The organism is Vibrio sp. S234-5 (genome assembly GCF_000960595.1).
Classification (GTDB): Bacteria; Pseudomonadota; Gammaproteobacteria; order Enterobacterales; family Vibrionaceae; genus Vibrio.
Map to the genome: position 1 here is coordinate 1 of NZ_JZAM01000176.1, position 956 is coordinate 956.

Here is a 956-nt window from a genome sequence, read left to right on the forward strand (position 1 = left end):
TTTTTGGTTTTCAGTCTTTTGTTTGTGAGTTAAAGCTGAGTTAATCTCAGTTTGGTAAAACATAAGTCATTGAAGCTTAAGCATAACAAAGCGTTCAAGAGGGATTCATGCCGCGTGGCATTTTTGGTTTGCAGTGAATTTTGGTGGTGAAAGTGGTTTGCAGAAAGTTGGTTTATGCGGCATTCACCCCTTAACGCGGCGTTATACCGCTTTAACTTTGGAACAGAGCGCCCTACATAATAAAAACCGTCAGAAGACGGCTTTTAATGTAACTGTCGAGATTTAAGCACAGCACTTTTTGTATTTTTTGCCGCTTCCGCAAATGCACGGTTCATTACGCTCTGGTGTTTTCGCGTAAGTGATAGTCTTGGGTTTGTTTAGTAGCGTATCAAGTTCAACGGTATTCTCTGGTTGCTTTGAATCAATGACAATACGGGCTACGATAGAATGCTCAGAAAGTAATGTTTCGATCTCTGCTTTACGAGCTTCGGTTTGGACAACAACATGGATAGGAGCTTCTTCAGAGCCTGCTCTTACGTCACGTTTTACGTTATAGCCCGAAATGACATGGTTTTGTCTAGCGTCGATTCGGCCTTTAAAAAATAGTTTGGACATTTGCAACTCACTGCTGATTGGTATGGTGTAATTTGGCCGCGATTATACGGGACTATAGCAATTGATAAAGAAGTTCCTACAATGTGCATGGATCTGCGGTATAACAAGGCGTTAAAGTGGGATTCATGCCGCGTGGCATTTTTGGTATGCGGTGATTTTTGTGGTGAAAATGGTCTGCGTAAACTTGGTTTATGCGGCACTCACCCCTTAACGCGGCGTTATGCTTAATCACCAAAAATCAGTGGTTTATGGCTTTTCTTTGTTCCCTCGGCTGGTTAGTTTTGAGTTTGTCGGCAAGTTTGCTTCAGTGGGCGCTGTTTTCTGGACACTTATTCAATAGC

Annotated in this window: 2 protein-coding genes and 1 pseudogene; 2 read left to right on the plus strand and 1 reads right to left on the minus strand. The window is 42.4% G+C overall.

The features are described from left to right. Nucleotides 1-82: 82 nt before the first annotated feature. Nucleotides 83-205: pseudogene (locus UF06_RS28330) on the plus strand (DUF3265 domain-containing protein); the annotation flags it as partial. 77 nt (nucleotides 206-282) lie between these two features. Here UF06_RS28330 and UF06_RS08070 read toward each other — a convergent pair. Further along, on the minus strand, nucleotides 283-615 hold the full coding sequence (locus UF06_RS08070) for a PBPRA1643 family SWIM/SEC-C metal-binding motif protein (RefSeq protein WP_045569989.1): 333 nt from the start codon (nucleotides 613-615) through the stop codon (nucleotides 283-285). Nucleotides 616-702: 87 nt separating this feature from the next. Here UF06_RS08070 and UF06_RS28335 point away from each other — a divergent pair, with 87 nt between their 5' ends. Beyond that, nucleotides 703-843 carry a DUF3265 domain-containing protein gene (locus UF06_RS28335; protein ID WP_082069627.1) on the plus strand — a complete coding sequence of 47 codons (141 nt, stop codon included), beginning with the start codon at nucleotides 703-705 and terminating at the stop codon, nucleotides 841-843. Nucleotides 844-956: the final 113 nt, after the last annotated feature.